Below are 14,437 nucleotides of genomic sequence, written 5' to 3'. Positions count from 1 at the left end.
CTTCGCGGCGCTGCTGATCGGCGGATTCCTGGTGCTGGCGCTGCTGCTGCGCGGTTTGGAGCGGTTATGAGCGCGCTGGTCGCCAACGCCGCCGGTGGCGTGCTGGCGCTGCTGCTGATCGGGTACCTGTTCGTCGCGCTGGTCCGCCCGGAGAGGTTCTGATGGGACTGCTCCAAGCAGGTCTGCTGGTGGCCGCGCTCGCGGTCGTGCACAAGCCCTTCGGCGACTACATGGCGCGCGTCTACACCGCCGAAGCGGACTGGCGCGTCGAGGAGGTCGTCTACCGACTGGTCGGCGTGAACGCCTCGACCCGGCAGCGCTGGACCAGCTACGCGACCGGTGTGCTCGCGTTCTCGCTGGTCTCGATCGCGCTGCTCTACGCGGTGCAGCGGTTGCAGCCGCTGCTGCCGCTGAGCTTCGGGCGCGGCTCCGTGCCGCCGTCGATGGCGTTCAACACCGCCGTCAGCTTCGTCACCAACACCAACTGGCAGTCCTACGTGCCCGAAGAAGTCCTCGGGCACGGCGTCCAGATGGCCGGGCTGACCGTGCAGAACTTCGTTTCCGCCGCCGTGGGGATGGCCGTCGCGGTCGCCCTCGTGCGCGGCTTCGCGGGCCACGGGACCGGACGGATCGGCAACGTGTGGGTCGACATCACCCGCGGCTGCACCCGGATCCTGCTGCCGATCTCCGTCGTGGGCGCGATCGTGCTGGTCGGGCTGGGTGCGGCGATGAGCCTCGCACCCGGCATCGAGGTGACCGGCCTCGACGGGCAGGCGCACACCATCGCCACCGCCCCGATCGCGAGCCAGGAGGTCATCAAGGAGCTCGGCACCAACGGCGGTGGCGTGCTCAACGCCAACTCCGCGCACCCGCTGTCCAACCCGGGCGGAGCGTCGAACCTGCTGGAGATCTTCCTGCTGCTGGTCATCCCGGTCTCGCTGACCCGCACCTTCGGCACCATGGTCGGCGACCGCAGGCAGGGCCACGTCCTGGTGTCGGTGATGGCAACCCTGTGGGCGGCGATGCTGGCCGTGACGTGGTGGGCCGAAACGCACCCGAACGGCCCGGCGGCCCTTGCGGCGGGAGCCGCCCTGGAGGGCAAGGAGACCCGGTTCGGCATCGACGCGTCGGTGCTGTGGGCGGTGAGCACCACCGGCACCTCCACGGGCGCGGTCAACGCGATGCACGACAGCTTCACCGGACTCGGTGGCGGGACCGTTCTGCTCAACATGCTCATCGGTGAGGTCGCTCCCGGCGGAGTCGGCGCCGGGCTCTACGGAATCCTCGTGCTGGCCGTGATCGCCGTGTTCCTCGCAGGGCTCATGGTCGGGCGCACCCCGGAGTACCTCGGCAAGAAGCTGGGCCGTCGCGAGGTGACGGCCGCCGCCCTGTCAGTGCTGGCGATGCCGACCGCGGTGCTGCTGGGCACCGGGCTCGCGATGGCGCTTCCCGCCACCCGGGACGCCCTGAACAACACCGGCGCGCACGGGCTCTCCGAAGTGCTCTACGCCTTCGCCTCCGCAGGCAACAACAACGGCAGCGCCTTCGCCGGGCTCACCGCGACCAGCCCCTTCTTCCAGACCGCACTGGGCCTGGTGATGCTGATGGGACGGTTCGTGCCGATCCTGGCCGTGCTGATGCTCGCCGGCTCGGTCGCCCAGCAGCAACGCGTCCCCGCCACCGCCGGGACGTTGCCGACCACCGGACCGCTGTTCGCCGGCCTGCTCGGCGGCACGGTCGTGCTCGTCGCAGCGCTGACGTTCCTCCCCGCACTCGCACTAGGCCCGATCGCGGAGGCCCTGGCATGACCACCACCCTCGAACCCGCGCTCGAAACGTCCGCCGCCCACCGGCGAACCCCCGCGGGAACCTTCCGCCCACACCAGCTGCTGAGCTCGGTTCCCGAAGCGCTGCGCAAACTCCACCCGCGACACCAGCTGCGCAATCCGGTGATGTTCGTGGTGTGGGTCGGTTCCGCGCTGACCACCGTCCTCGCCGCGTTCTCCCCGAGCGCCTTCACGATCGCCGTCGCCGGGTGGCTGTGGTTCACCGTGCTGTTCGCGAACCTCGCCGAAGCGGTCGCCGAAGGACGAGGGCGCGCGCAGGCGGAATCGTTGCGGCGCACCAGGACCGAGGCCGTCGCCCGCAAGCTCGTCGACGGCGGTGAGAGGAAGGTTCCCGGCACCGCGCTGGCGATCGGCGACGAGGTCGTGGTCGAGGCGGGCGAGACCATCCCCGGCGACGGCGATGTGGTCGACGGCATCGCGACCGTCGACGAATCGGCCATCACCGGTGAATCCGCGCCCGTCATCCGGGAATCCGGCGGCGACCGCTCGGCCGTGACGGCGGGAACCACCGTGCTCTCCGACCGCATCGTCGTGCGGATCACCGCAGCGCCGGGCGAGACCTTCGTGGACCGCATGATCGCCCTCGTCGAAGGCGCGCAACGGCAGAAGACGCCCAACGAGATCGCGCTGACCATCCTGCTGTCCACGCTGACGATCATCTTCCTGCTCGCCGTGGTCGCCCTGCAGCCGATGGCGGCCTACTCCGGTTCGCTGATCGAGGTCACGACCTTGACCGCGCTGCTGGTGTGCCTGATCCCCACCACGATCGGAGCGCTGCTCTCGGCGATCGGCATCGCGGGGATGGACCGGCTCGTGCAGCGCAACGTCCTCGCCAAGTCCGGCCGAGCGGTCGAGGCCGCAGGTGACGTGGACACCCTGCTGCTGGACAAGACCGGGACCATCACCTTCGGCAACCGCAGGTGCACCGAACTCGTCCCCGTCGACGGCGTCGGCCCGGACGAGCTCGCGAAGGTCGCCCGCCTGTCGAGCCTCGCCGACCCCACCCCCGAGGGCAGCAGCGTCGTGGCCTTCTGCGCGCGGGAGTTCGGACTGCCCGAGGAACCCGTCGGTGCGGAGGTGGGTGCGAGGAAGGTTCCCTTCACCGCGCAGACCCGGATGAGCGGCATCGACCTCGACGGCCGCAGCATCCGCAAGGGAGCCATCAGCGCAGTCCGCGACCAGGTGGGGGAACTTCCCGATCAGGTCGTGCGATGCGCCGACGAGATCGCCGCGTCCGGTGCGACGCCACTGGTCATCGCCGAGAACGACCGCGTGGTGGGAGTCATCCGACTGTCCGATGTGGTCAAACCGGGGATGCGGGAGCGCTTCGCCGAACTGCGCGCGATGGGCATCCGGACGGTGATGATCACCGGCGACAACGAGCTCACCGCCCGCGCCATCGCCGCCGAAGCCGGGGTCGACGACTACCTCGCCGAGGCCAAGCCCGAGGACAAGATGGCCTTGATCAAGCGGGAGCAGGCCGGTGGGCGCATGGTGGCCATGACCGGTGACGGCACCAACGACGCCCCCGCGCTCGCCCAGGCCGACGTCGGGGTCGCGATGAACACCGGCACCAGCGCGGCCAAGGAAGCCGGCAACATGGTCGATCTCGACTCGGATCCGACCAAGCTGATCGAGATCGTCGAGATCGGCAAGCAGCTGCTGATCACCCGCGGCGCGTTGACGACCTTCAGCATCGCCAACGACCTGGCCAAGTACTTCGCGATCCTGCCCGCGCTGTTCGTGGGCATCCACCCGCAGCTGGACGCGCTGAACGTGATGGGCCTGTCGACCCCGAACTCGGCGGTGCTGTCGGCGGTGGTGTTCAACGCGCTGATCATCGTCGCGCTGATCCCGCTGGCGCTGCGCGGTGTCCGCTACCGGCCGTCCACGGCGGCCGTCCTGCTGCGGCGGAACCTGCTGGTCTACGGCCTGGGTGGCGTGGTGACGCCGTTCGCCGGGATCTGGCTGATCGACCTGGTGATCCGATTCGTGCCCGGGATCGGGTGAGGGGAGTGAGTGCGTTGCTGCGTCAATGCGCGGCCGGACTTCGGCTGCTGCTGGTGGCCACGGTCCTGCTCGGCATCGGCTATCCGATGGCGATCTGGGGAGTCAGCCGGCTCCCGGGGCTGGTGGCCCACGCGGAGGGTTCGCAGATCGTGGTCGACGGCCGCGTGGTCGGTTCCTCGCTGATCGGAATCGACCCCGTGCCCGAAGACCCGGCAAGGGATCCCTACTTCCACACCCGGCCCTCGGCGTCGGCGGAAGGTTCCCTCGGTCCCGGTGACCCGGCCACCTCGGGCGGATCCAACCTCGGCGGCTTCAACGGCGACCTCCTCGCCGCGGTCCAGGAGCGCCGCACCGCCATCGCCGCCCGGGAGGGAGCGGACCCCGAGGCCGTTCCTGCCGACGCGGTCACCGCCTCCGCGAGCGGAGTCGACCCGCACATCAGCCCGGCCTACGCCGCGCTGCAGGCTTCCCGGGTGGCGAGGGTGACGGGACTGCCCCTCGCAGAGGTCCACCGGCTCATCGCCGACTGCGAGGAAGGCGGCCTCGTGTCACCGAGCGCGGTCAACGTCACCACCCTCAACGTGGCCGTGCACCGAGCCGCGCGGTGACGAGGGGAACGAACGTGTCGCGCGGCCACGTCGCTCAGCCGAGACTGAGGGCGCCTCGGTCGCGGAGGGCTGGGGACCGAGCGATGACACCGGATGATGTTCGGCGCTAATAACAGCGGGCAGTAGGAGACTGGACGTCGTGGAACAGGGGCGAAAGCGCGGTGAGCTGCGGATATACCTCGGGGCGGCGCCGGGGGTCGGCAAGACCTACGCGATGCTCAACGAAGCGCACCGCAGGGCCGGGCGCGGCACCGACGTGGTCGCGGGGTTCATCGAGGACCACGGTCGCGCCAAGACCGCGGCGCTGCTCGACGGCCTGGAGGTGCTGCCGAGGGCGGAGAAGTCCCATCGCGGTGTGGCGCTGAGCGAGTTCGACGTGGACGGGATGCTCGCGCGCCGGCCGGAGGTCGCCGTCGTCGACGAGCTCGCGCACACCAACGTCCCCGGCAGCCGCAACGAGAAGCGCTGGCAGGACGTCGAGGAACTCCTGGACGCCGGCATCACCGTGCTCTCCACCGTCAACGTCCAGCACCTGGACAGCCTCAACGACGTCGTGGAGACCATCACCGGAGTCCGCCAGCAGGAAACCGTCCCCGACGAGGTGATCCGCAGGGCGGGGCAGATCGAGCTGGTCGACATCACCCCGCAGGCGCTGCGCCGCCGCATGGCCCACGGCAACGTCTACCCGGCCGAGCGCGTCGACGCGGCCCTGGGCAACTACTTCCGCACCGGGAACCTCACCGCCTTGCGCGAACTGGCCCTGCTGTGGCTGGCCGATCAGGTGGACGTGGCGCTGCGCCGGTACCGGGCGGAGGAGCAGATCACCGCGACCTGGGAGACGCGGGAACGGGTCGTGGTCGCGGTGACCGGCGGACCGGAGAGCGAGACGCTGATCCGCCGGGCCCGCCGGGCCCGCCGGATCGCCGCTCGCGCCGGGGCCGAACTGCAGGTCGTGCACGTCCTCCGCGGTGACGGGCTGTCCGGGACGTCCCCTCGCGCGCTGGGCAAGGCGCGCAAGGTCGCCGACGCCGTGGGCGCCAGCTTCCACACCGTCGTCGGCGACGACGTCCCGGAAGCCCTGCTGGAGTTCGCCCGCGCCGCCGACGCCACCCAGCTCGTTCTGGGAACTTCTCGCCGATCGCGCTGGGCGCGGGTGTTCGACGAGGGGATCGGCTCGACCACGGTGCAGAAGTCCGGCCCGATCGACGTGCACATGGTCACCCACGACGAGGCGGGCACCAGGCGGTTGCTGAAGAACCTGGCCCGCAACCCGCTGTCGGCGACCCGGCAGGCGTGGGGCTGGGTGCTCGCGGTCCTGCTGCCCGCCCTGGTCACGGTGCTCGCCACGACGTGGGTGGAGGTCGCGTTGTCCACCGACGTCGTCGGCTACTTCCTGGCCACGATCGTCGTCGCGCTGGTGGGAGGGATGGCCCCTTCGATCGCGGCCGCGCTGCTGGCGGGCGGGCTGCTGAACTTCTTCCTCACCGAACCGCGCTACTCGCTGATGGTCACCGATCCGGAGAACGTGGTCACGCTGGTCGGGATGATGCTGGTCGGGGTGCTGGTGGCCTTCACCGTCGACCGGGGAGCCCGGCTCGCCGAGCAGGCGGCCCGCGCCGGCACGGAGGCGGCCTTGCTCACCTCCTACGCCCGCACGGTGCTGACCCATCCGGCGCCCTTGGCCCGGTTGCTGGAGAAGGTCGCCGAGAACTTCGGACTCACGTCGGCGGCCCTGCTGGAACGGGTCGACGACTCGTGGAGGGTCGCCGCGAGCACCGGGGGCGATCCGTGCCGGCGGCCCGATGAGTCCGATGTGGACATCGAGGTGACCAAGGACGCGCACCTGTCACTGCGCCGCGCGGGCAGAAGACCCCTTCCCGCCGCCGATCGCGTGGTCCTGGAAGGCGCGGCCGGGCAGGCGTTGCTGGCGCTGCGGCAGCAGCGGATGGCCGACGGCGCCAGGGAGGCGCAGCGTCGCGCCGACGCCACGCAGCTGCGCACCGCCCTGCTGTCGGCCGTGGGCCACGACCTGCGCACCCCGCTGGCGTCCATCAAGGCGTCGGTGAGCAGCCTGCGCGCCCCCGACCTGCAGCTGTCCCCGGGCGACACCGCGGAACTCCTGGCGGGAGTGGAGGAATCCGCCGACCGGCTCACCCAGCTCGTCGACAACCTGCTGGACTCCTCCCGCCTGGCCACCGGGGCCGTGACACCGCGGCTGCACCCCGTCGGCTACGACGAGGTCGTCGCCCGCGCGCTGGCAGGTCTGGACGGGCGGCACCACATCGACCTCGACATCTCCGAGCGGCTGCCGCGCGTGATGGCCGATCCCGGGCTGCTGGAGCGGGTCGTGGCCAACGTCGTGCAGAACGCGCTCAAGTACGGCCTGCCGGATGGAAGGCGCATCCGGGTCGGCGCCAGCGCCCACGCCTCCCGGGTCGAGCTGCGCGTCGTCGACCACGGGCCAGGGCTTCCCGCCGGTGCCGACGACGACGCGTTCGCTCCCTTCGAGCGCCTCGGCGAGCACGGCGAGCGGGGTGACGCGGGACCGGGTGGTGTCGGCCTCGGGCTGAGCGTGGCGCAGGGGTTCGTGGACGCGATGAGGGGAACCATCCGCGCGGAGGACACTCCTGGTGGCGGGCTGACGATCGTGGTCTCGCTGCCCGCGGCGGACCGACAGGGGGATTAGATGACCAAGGTCCTGGTGGTCGACGACGAACCGCAGCTGCTGCGCGCCCTGCGCATCAACCTGGCCGCTCGCGGGTACCAGGTGCTCACCGCCGTCGACGGGAGGTCGGCGCTGCGCGCGGCCGGAGACGGCAAACCCGACGTCGTCGTGCTGGACCTCGGGTTGCCGGACCTGGACGGGAGCGAGGTGATCGCCGGGCTGCGCGGGTGGACGACGGTTCCCATCATCGTGCTGTCGGCCCGCACCGACTCGGCCGACAAGGTCCACGCACTCGACGCCGGAGCCGACGACTACGTCACCAAACCCTTCGGCATGGACGAACTCCTGGCGCGGCTGCGCGCCGCCGTCCGCCGGGCCAGCACCAGCGGCTCGGCCGACCAGCCGGTGGTCGAGACGGCGACCTTCACCGTCGACCTCTCGGCGAAGAAGGTCCTCCGCGACGGCGTCGAGATCCACCTCACGCCCACCGAGTGGGGAATGCTGGAACTGCTGGCGCGCAACCAGGGGCGGCTCGTGGCGCAGAAGCAGCTGCTGCACGAGGTCTGGGGCCCGCAGTACGCCAACGAGACCCACTACCTGCGCGTTTACCTCGCACAGCTCCGCCGCAAGCTGGAACTCGACCCCAGCCGCCCCCGCCACCTGCTGACCGAACCGGGAATGGGGTACCGGCTGGAGCTCTGAGCCTTCCCATGCGCGCTCGCGAATAGGGGTGGGAAGTTCCGGGAAGTGGGTGCTCGGCGGGTTGGAGCGCTGCTACTGTCGATCCCGACCTGGTGATCAATGCCGCCGCGACCTGGGGGTTTTCGCGATGACGACACCACCGCCGCCTCCCGCGCCGGATGCGGGTGCGGCCGGGCAGACCATCACGGTCAACAAGGACAACGTCCTCCAGGTCCGCAGGACGGTCCTGGCCGCGGCCGAGGACGCGAGCGAGCGGCTCAACGACCTCGCTCCGAGCCTGGCCGTCAGCCCGCCGGCCGGCGACGAGATCTCCCAGCGCGCCGCAGCGGTCTGGACCGCGAACCTGCTGGGGAATCCCGACTCGCACTTTCGCCGCTTGCAGCAGTACGTGGACAACGTGGTCGCGCTCGGGGAGCAACTGGGCGAAGCCGCCAGGCAGTACGGGTACACCGATGAAGAGATCAGCGCTTCGTTCCAGTCGAAGCGGGGACCGCAGTGAGGGGAATCCCGGTGCGCTTCGGTAGCCGGTTCGCAGCGGTGATCCCCGCTGCGGCTGTGATCGCGTTGGCCGGGTGCACGGTCAACGGTCCCGACCCGGTGCCGCCCGCCCCGAAGCCCGAATCGATGGACCTTCCGCAGCGTCCGCAGGACCTGCCCGTCGCGGGCAAGCAGGATGCCGACGTGTGCACTTGGATGAGCGCCGAGCAGGCGAGATCAATGCAGGTGGGGCCCGGAGAGCCGTTGCCCAAGGACGGCAGCAACTACAACGGGTGCGGCTACCTCGGCGATACCGGTGCAGCGCGGTTCGCCATCGGTGTGCGGATCATCCCCGAAGCCATCGACATGTTCCTGCAGAAGATCAACTCCAGTCCGGGAACGCGGCAGACGTACCAGCTCAACGGATTCGGCGCCGTGCAGAGCCAGATCAACGGCGGTGAGAGCCTCGGCTGCGATGCGTTCGTCGACGCCGCGGAAGGCCAGACGGTCTGGGTCAACATGCAGCTGCAGACGCCCGGTGCCATGAACGCAGACCAGATGTGCGAGAAGGCCCAGACGGCGGCGCATTCCGCCGTCAGCACGTTGCAGGCTCAGAGCTAGGGGGCTGCGTGACCTACATCGACCCGATCCGCGACATCCGCTTCAAGGGGATGGACATCCCCGAGCTGCAGGAGTGGATCGCTCAGATCAAGCAGGGCCAGGGCACCCAGGCGATGCAGGGCGCCGTTCGCGCGCTCGACAAGTGCGTGCAGGTCGTGGTCGACCTCGACGACACGTTGCGCCGCGAGCTCGGCAAGCTGCACGTCGAGTGGGAGGGCAGCGCGGGCAGTCTCGCCGCCGAGGCGACTCGGCAGCAGAGCGTGGCCTTCGGCGACGCCCCCGATCCGCTCGCGGTGTCCGCGAGCAGCGTCGACGCGCAGGCCGGTGGGTACGAGTCGGCGCGGCACCGGCTGCCCAACGCCGAGGAGCTGCGGCACAAGCAGTCGGAGAACGTCTTCGAGTGGGCCGGCGGCGGGTTCGGCTACGAGAGCGACTACGACGAGGAAGCCAAGAAGATCGAGGCGGAGAAGCAGGCCGCGCAGGCGGCGCTGTCGAACTACCGCGACACCTCGGTCGAGCAGGCCCAGGCCTACCAGCCGCTGCCGACGATGCCCGCCGCCGCGGTGGTTCCGGCGGCGTCCGGGACCACGCCCTCGGCCGGGAGCGGATCGTTCGGGACCGCCACGGGTGGCTTCCAGGGAGACCTCGCCGCGGGCGCGGTCGTCGGTGGTGCGGTCGCCGGTGGCACCGTCACCGGTGGTCAGGTCGGCGGGGACAGGCCGGGTGCGCCCAGGACGCCCGCCGAGCAGCCGGCGGCCGGGCAGCGTCCCGGTGAGCGGCCACCCGCCGGGAAGCGTCCCGGCGACCAGGAACGCCCCGGTGACCAGGAGAGTCCCGACCAGGGCGAGGACGAGCACGCCGCCGAGTTCGACGCCGATCCGGACCCGCAGGCCGGGGCCGACGACGGCGGAGTCAGCACGGGAACGGTCCTCGGCATCGCCGCCGGTGGCGCGGCGGTGGCCGGGATCGGCGCGTACGCGGCGAGCAAGGCCATCGGCGGCCGGCTCCCGGCGACCGCGTCCGGTCCCAAGGTCGTGCCCGGTGCGGGCGAATCGAAGGCGCCCGCCGCGCGCGGCGGGGCCACCATCGGCGGAGGTCCGGGCGACACGGTGGCGGGCAAGGCCGCGGGAGGCACTCCGGGCAGCCGGCCCGCGCCCGGATCGATGATGTCGCCTGCGGCCACGCGCGGCGAGAAGCCGGGCGAGGACTCCGAGCACGAGAACAAGTACACCGCCGAGGAAACCCCGTTCGACGACGACCGGCTGGTCGCTCCCGCGGTGCTGGGTCACGTCGAGCCGGAGACCACCGAGAGCGAAGACGAAGACGACGACGCCGAGCCGGAGAAGCAGGACTGACGTTGCGCCCCGGAGCCGAAGCCGAGCCGATCCACCTGTCCGCGCTGGAGTTCGACGTCGTCTGCGAGGCGGCCGGGTTCGACGAGCGGCGCCACATCATCCTCGACGTGCCCAGCCCGGGTTCCACCTACACCGAGCGCGCGGAACTCGTGGCGCAGGCGTGGGAGTCGTTGCGGCACAAGCGACTCGCCGAGACCAAGCGCGACCGGGTCGAGGTGGAGTTCGCCGACCTGCTCGGACTGCTGGACCGGCCGCAGCGCAGCATCGACGTCCGCATCTGGGCCGACCGGCCGATCCGCGCGCTGGCCTGCGCGAACGGTGGTGAAGGGTTGCTGACGGTGGTGGACGGCGACGTGGTCGAGATGACTCCGATCCGGGGCGGTTCGCTGGCCGAGGCCGCCGTGTCGGTCGCCGGAGACGTGCCGCCCGGTCCCGGGCGCGCGGTCAGCCTGCCCAACGGCGCCCTGCGCAAGGCCTCGGACGTCGCGGATGCGGGGAACCCGTTGGGCTTCACCGATGAGCTGCGCATCCTCGGCGTCGGTCACGACGACGCGGCGGACGTCGCGAACATGGCCAACAACATGGGGATTCGCGGTCAGTTCGGGGCCGAGGGCAGCGCGGGTCGTGGCAAGCCCTCCCGCGCCGGTCGCGTGGTGGCCTTCCACGACACCGATCGCGGCCGCTACCTGCACGTGGTGCGCAGCAGCGGCGACGGCCGGGCCTGGAGCACCATCGCACCGGCCGACAACGGCCGTCTCGCCGAGTACGTCCGGGAACTCCTCGCCGAGGTCTGGGACGATTCCGCCGCTCACGACTTCAGTGGAAATCCGTACCCCGATTTCCACTGAAATCCGGCCGCCTCGGGGTGGTGTCGTTGGCAGTGGGCGGTTTTGGTCCGAACCGTCCACGATCGATGTCCGGTGTGCCCGGTCAGTTCGGATCAAAACCGCCCACTGGTGAGGGTCGCGACGACCGAGGCGCGGGACGGCGGAACTAGGGTGGGGTCGTGTATGCGGAGTTGATCTCGCGGGCGAAGCGCCTCGCGGAGAGCGGGACGCGAGCGATCCTGGGGATCGCCGGAGCGCCCGGAGCGGGCAAGGGCACCGTGGCCGAGCGGGTGCTGAGCGAGGTCGCCGACTCCGCCGTGCTGGTGCCGATGGACGGGTTCCACCTTGCCAACGAGCAGCTGCGGCGGTTGGGCCGGGCCGACCGCAAGGGAGCGCCCGACACCTTCGACGCGGCCGGGTACGTCGCGTTGCTGCGGCGGATCCGGGAGGACTCGGAGGCCGTGTTCGCGCCCCGGTTCCACCGCGAGATCGAGGAGTCCTTCGCCGCCGAGATCGTCGTGGAGCCCGACGTCCCGCTGGTGATCACCGAGGGCAACTACCTGCTGCTGGACACCCCGCCCTGGTCGCAGGTGCGCGAGCTGCTCGACGAGTGCTGGTTCCTCGCGCCCGACGACGAGTTGCGCGTGCAGCGGCTGATCGACCGCCACGTCCACTACGGCCGGACGCCGGAGGCCGCGGCCGAGTGGGTCCGCCGCAGCGATGAGCGCAACGCCGTCCTCGTCGCGGGCACTCGCCACCGCGCGGACCTCGTCGTGGAGGGCGACCCCAGCTGACTCAGCGCTGCCGGAGTTCCGCGCGCACGTCGTCGGGGATGCGGCCGGTGTGGTCGATCGGCGTCCACGCCTCGCTGCGGATCCACTGCGAACCGCAGCCCCGGCAGGCCAGCAGCGGAAGCCCGTCGAGCTGCGCGGGAGTCCGGTGCCACGAGCACAGCGACCGGCACGCGTGCACTGCCAGCGACATCAGTTCGACGTCTGGGTCGAGCTGGGGCTGTGCGTGGCGGTGGGCTCCGGCGGTTCGGGCTCGGTCGACGTGGTCGGCGTCGGAGACGGGCGGGTGGGCGCCGGCCTGGTCGGCGTCGGGCGCGGCGTCGTCGTGGTCGGGGCCGGAGGCGGCGGTGCCTGCGTCGCCGATGGCGTCGTCGACGAGCTGCGCGTGGTCGACGTTTCCTCGCTGGTGGTGGAGGTCTCCGAGCTCGTGGTGCCGGTGATCGGCGGGCCCGGGGGCATCGGCGGTGCCGTCGTGTACGAGGTGGCGCTGGTGCGCGTGGTGGTGGGGTGCAGGGTGATGTCCGGGCCCGCGGACTCGCGCCTGTCGGCGCCGGCCACGACGACTGCCGTCGTCGCGAAGATCGTGGCCACCGCGATGCCGGACGCGGCGAGCATCACCAGCCGCTTCGGCCGGGCGTCCGGGTCTTCCACGTCTAACGGGTCCATCGGTGCCCCAACTCGTGTCGGTTTGTCCTCGTCCCCCGCGGTCACCGGCTAGCGCCGGGATCGGGCGGATCATACCGGCAGCCGGATTCATCTCGATCGGCTGCCGGTGATGTGACCTCGGAGTCGGCGCGGCATCATCGGGGACCGTGACGGAATCGGAACGGGCACGACTGATCGCGCGGGTGCACGGAGAGGTCCAGGGCGTGGGTTTTCGCTGGTGGACGCGATCTCGCGCGTTGGAGCTGGGGCTCGTCGGCAGCGCCACCAACCTCCCCGCCAGCAGGGTCGAGGTCGTCGCCGAGGGACCGCGGGAAGACTGCGAAAAACTCCTGGAGGCGCTGCGTTCCGACCGCACACCCGGGCGGGTGGATCACGTCGCCGAGCTGTGGATGGAACCCAAGGGCGGCCTGAACGGCTTCGTCGAGCGGTAAACTGCTTGGACCTGAGGACGAGCCCTAGGCGGCTCGGTCCGCGTGGTCTTTGCTTGCGCTCTCGTCTCACGGCTGGCTGCGGTGAGACGGGTCGCATCGCCCACCACTAGGTGGGTTGGGGCATGTTTACGAATACCCACGCCGAGCGTGCGCGGTCGCGCACGTTGACCCCGGCGACGACGTCAGCTGGTCCAGCGAGACCGCACCCGACGACAAGAAGAGAAATCCCGGGTGGGCCGGTTGGCCCGCTCGGTGTCTCCACACCCCCGCAGTGGGCAGCGTTGCGAGGTGTAGGCCGCGTCCACCTCGATCACCGGCACCCCCACACGCTGCGCCTTGTAAGCGATGAACGTGCCGAGCTGGTGGAACGGCCAAGACGATAGTGTGGCCCGCTGGTCGCGTCGAACCGTGACCCGCTCACGGATGCCCTTGAGGTCTTCGAGGGCGATGCCGCGTTCGGTGCGTTGGGCGACGGCCACCACGTCCTTGGCGATCGAGTGATTGATGTGCGCGGCGTGCCGCGACTCCCGCTTGGCGCGCTTCTTGAGCAGGCGTGCGGCGGAGCGGGTGCGCTTGGCCTGGATCTCAGCCTTCTTCCGAGCATGCCACCGGCGGTAACGATTCAACCCGCGGCCGGAATAGTTGGTCGCATCGCTGGTGGTGGCCAGGTTGTTGATCCCCCGGTCCACCCCGACCCAATCCCGAGGCTCGAACTCCGGTTGCTCGGGAATATCGCAGACGGCGAGCAGGAACCACTTGCCGTCCCTGAAGACCAAGTCAGACTCTCCCCGACGATGCTCGACCAGGGTTCTCAGATCGCTGGGCGAGGCGGCGAACGTGACGTTCTTCAGCCGCCCGTGCATGGTCCAGATCGAAACTGTGCGCTGGGCGTAGTTCCACGACAAACAACGATCGTCGAATGTGTGCGCCGCATCCAGGCGGAACTCGATCGGCTCCGATTCCGCCTTCACACGTCGCTTCGAACCTGGCCTGCCCAAGTTCCCACGGTGGATGTTGCCGCGCAGGGTGGCGTAGGCATCGGCGACGCGCTTGATGACGTGTTGCGCGGCCTGAGCGCCAAGCCCACGGCCCTTGAGCTCGGCGTAGCACTCCGACCGCAGCCGCTTGACCTCACCACGAAGACCGCAACGCTCGAAACCAGTCCGGGAAACGTCGTTGGCGGCTCGGTTGACCGTGCGCAGGGTCGCTTCCAGCGCCGACGCTTGCCCCGGCGTTGGGATCAGCTTCACCTGCACCATGATCTTCACACCCGGACTATGACAGCGACCACCGACAACCCGCTCCGACCAAGCAGAAGGTCATGACTGAGAGCGAGTCAGGTGTTGGACGCCGTTCCTCATGCATCGGGAAGCTCATTTTCCCCACCGGAGCCGGCCGGAGGATCCTGCGATGAGCGCTGAACCAGCGGTTCTGCGTC

15 protein-coding genes are annotated in these 14,437 nt (G+C 70.5%); 13 read left to right on the top strand and 2 right to left on the bottom strand.

Annotation, left to right across the window (positions count from 1 at the left end; translation table 11 throughout):
- The first annotated feature begins 66 nt into the window (after positions 1–66).
- The 11 genes from kdpF (at position 67) to AB0J91_RS03405 (ending at position 11,905) form a co-directional block, all read left to right on the top strand.
- Entirely contained in the window at positions 67–162 is a 96-nt protein-coding gene (kdpF, locus tag AB0J91_RS03455) for a K(+)-transporting ATPase subunit F (protein WP_132686176.1), read from the top strand.
- Positions 162–1,808, top strand: coding sequence for a potassium-transporting ATPase subunit KdpA (gene kdpA, locus AB0J91_RS03450; protein WP_363863784.1), 1,647 nt, complete (start codon positions 162–164; stop codon positions 1,806–1,808). Before kdpF ends, kdpA begins: the two co-directional genes overlap by 1 nt.
- Positions 1,805–3,856 (top strand): potassium-transporting ATPase subunit KdpB, encoded by a 2,052-nt coding sequence (kdpB, locus tag AB0J91_RS03445; RefSeq protein WP_363863781.1) that lies wholly within the window; start codon positions 1,805–1,807, stop codon positions 3,854–3,856. The genes kdpA and kdpB overlap by 4 nt, the downstream gene beginning before the upstream one ends.
- A gap of 5 nt (positions 3,857–3,861) precedes the next feature.
- Positions 3,862–4,464: a potassium-transporting ATPase subunit C gene (locus tag AB0J91_RS03440; RefSeq protein WP_363863778.1), complete on the top strand. Its 603-nt coding sequence runs from the start codon at positions 3,862–3,864 to the stop codon at positions 4,462–4,464.
- A gap of 139 nt (positions 4,465–4,603) precedes the next feature.
- Complete coding sequence (locus tag AB0J91_RS03435; RefSeq protein WP_363863776.1) at positions 4,604–7,150, top strand: sensor histidine kinase KdpD; 2,547 nt, start codon at positions 4,604–4,606, stop codon at positions 7,148–7,150.
- Positions 7,151–7,831 (top strand): response regulator, encoded by a 681-nt coding sequence (locus tag AB0J91_RS03430; protein WP_363863773.1) that lies wholly within the window; start codon positions 7,151–7,153, stop codon positions 7,829–7,831.
- A gap of 127 nt (positions 7,832–7,958) precedes the next feature.
- The gene (locus AB0J91_RS03425) at positions 7,959–8,330 is read left to right on the top strand and encodes a hypothetical protein (protein ID WP_363863770.1); all 372 of its coding nucleotides are present in this window, start codon (positions 7,959–7,961) and stop codon (positions 8,328–8,330) included.
- A gap of 11 nt (positions 8,331–8,341) precedes the next feature.
- The gene (locus AB0J91_RS03420) at positions 8,342–8,929 is read left to right on the top strand and encodes a DUF3558 family protein (protein ID WP_363863767.1); all 588 of its coding nucleotides are present in this window, start codon (positions 8,342–8,344) and stop codon (positions 8,927–8,929) included.
- Positions 8,930–8,937: 8 nt separating this feature from the next.
- Positions 8,938–10,284 (top strand): hypothetical protein, encoded by a 1,347-nt coding sequence (locus AB0J91_RS03415; protein WP_363863764.1) that lies wholly within the window; start codon positions 8,938–8,940, stop codon positions 10,282–10,284.
- Between the two features lie 2 nt (positions 10,285–10,286).
- Complete coding sequence (locus AB0J91_RS03410; protein WP_363863761.1) at positions 10,287–11,132, top strand: ESX secretion-associated protein EspG; 846 nt, start codon at positions 10,287–10,289, stop codon at positions 11,130–11,132.
- Between the two features lie 158 nt (positions 11,133–11,290).
- Positions 11,291–11,905, top strand: a complete 615-nt coding sequence (locus AB0J91_RS03405) for a nucleoside/nucleotide kinase family protein (protein ID WP_363863758.1) — start codon at positions 11,291–11,293, stop codon at positions 11,903–11,905.
- 1 nt (position 11,906) lies between these two features.
- On the opposite strand, the gene AB0J91_RS03400 is transcribed toward AB0J91_RS03405, so the two are convergent.
- On the bottom strand, positions 11,907–12,095 hold the full coding sequence (locus tag AB0J91_RS03400) for a hypothetical protein (RefSeq protein ID WP_132625439.1): 189 nt from the start codon (positions 12,093–12,095) through the stop codon (positions 11,907–11,909).
- On the opposite strand from AB0J91_RS03400, the gene AB0J91_RS03395 reads away from it, so the two are divergent.
- Together AB0J91_RS03395 and AB0J91_RS03390 are read left to right on the top strand one after the other, a co-directional pair.
- Positions 12,078–12,620, top strand: coding sequence for a hypothetical protein (locus AB0J91_RS03395; RefSeq protein ID WP_363863755.1), 543 nt, complete (start codon positions 12,078–12,080; stop codon positions 12,618–12,620). The two genes, AB0J91_RS03400 and AB0J91_RS03395, sit on opposite strands and share 18 nt — an antisense overlap.
- Positions 12,621–12,714: 94 nt before the next feature.
- On the top strand, positions 12,715–12,999 hold the full coding sequence (locus AB0J91_RS03390) for an acylphosphatase (protein WP_363863752.1): 285 nt from the start codon (positions 12,715–12,717) through the stop codon (positions 12,997–12,999).
- A 182-nt stretch (positions 13,000–13,181) separates the two neighbouring features.
- Here AB0J91_RS03390 and AB0J91_RS03385 read toward each other — a convergent pair whose 3' ends face one another.
- Positions 13,182–14,258: a transposase gene (locus tag AB0J91_RS03385; RefSeq protein WP_363864113.1), complete on the bottom strand. Its 1,077-nt coding sequence runs from the start codon at positions 14,256–14,258 to the stop codon at positions 13,182–13,184.
- Positions 14,259–14,437: the final 179 nt, after the last annotated feature.

The sequence above is a fragment of the Saccharopolyspora sp. NPDC049357 genome, from assembly GCF_040677225.1.
In the GTDB taxonomy this organism is placed as follows: Bacteria; Actinomycetota; Actinomycetes; order Mycobacteriales; family Pseudonocardiaceae; genus Saccharopolyspora.
The sequence above is the reverse complement of the archived record's forward strand: the minus strand, read 5'-3'. Positions and strand labels throughout refer to the sequence as shown.

Bases quoted from the DNA above. Each gene is read 5' to 3' on its own strand.
- kdpF (WP_132686176.1), top strand. From the start codon at position 67: ATGAGCGCGCTGGTCGCCAACGCCGCCGGTGGCGTGCTGGCGCTGCTG.
- AB0J91_RS03425 (WP_363863770.1), top strand. From the start codon at position 7,959: ATGACGACACCACCGCCGCCTCCCGCGCCGGATGCGGGTGCGGCCGGG.
- kdpB (WP_363863781.1), top strand. From the start codon at position 1,805: ATGACCACCACCCTCGAACCCGCGCTCGAAACGTCCGCCGCCCACCGG.
- kdpA (WP_363863784.1), top strand. From the start codon at position 162: ATGGGACTGCTCCAAGCAGGTCTGCTGGTGGCCGCGCTCGCGGTCGTG.
- AB0J91_RS03400 (WP_132625439.1), bottom strand. From the start codon at position 12,095: ATGTCGCTGGCAGTGCACGCGTGCCGGTCGCTGTGCTCGTGGCACCGG.
- AB0J91_RS03385 (WP_363864113.1), bottom strand. From the start codon at position 14,258: ATGGTGCAGGTGAAGCTGATCCCAACGCCGGGGCAAGCGTCGGCGCTG.
- AB0J91_RS03430 (WP_363863773.1), top strand. From the start codon at position 7,151: ATGACCAAGGTCCTGGTGGTCGACGACGAACCGCAGCTGCTGCGCGCC.